This is a genomic window from Marinimicrobium sp. UBA4209 (genome assembly GCF_002381585.1).
GTDB classification, from domain to species: Bacteria; Pseudomonadota; Gammaproteobacteria; order Pseudomonadales; family Cellvibrionaceae; genus Marinimicrobium; species Marinimicrobium koreense.
In genome coordinates, this window is record NZ_DFTP01000014.1 from 1 (window position 1) to 404 (window position 404).

The following is a 404-nucleotide window of genomic DNA, read 5'->3' on the forward strand; positions in this document are numbered from 1 at the left end:
GTGGTTGCGCTGTGCGATTCTCAGGGCAAAGGCGGCGCGCTCTTCCAGCAGGGAGCGGTTGGGCAGGTTGGTCAGTGGGTCGTAGTAGGCCAGGCGGTGAATCTCTTCCTGGTCCTCTTTCAGCCGACTGATGTCACTGACAATACCGATGTAATAGGTGGGCACGCCATCGTCGGTGGTGATCTGGCTGATGCTCAACCACTCCGGATAGATCTCACCGTTCTTGCGCCGGTTCCAAACCTCGCCCTGCCAGAACCCGCGGCGGGTGATGTCGTGCCACATTTCCCGGTAGAAAGCGTGATCGTGACGTCCGGAGGCGAGCATTTTGGGGGTTTGACCCAAGGCCTCTTCCTCGGTGTAGCCGGTGATTCGGGTAAAGGCGTTATTGATCATGACGATTTTCT

1 protein-coding gene is annotated in these 404 nt (G+C 57.9%); it reads right to left on the reverse strand.

From position 1 onward, the window contains the following. A partial coding sequence (locus B3187_RS02455) for a PAS domain-containing protein (RefSeq protein WP_286804462.1) occupies positions 1 to 393 on the reverse strand: 393 nt, incomplete at its 3' end. Positions 394 to 404 lie beyond the last annotated feature (11 nt).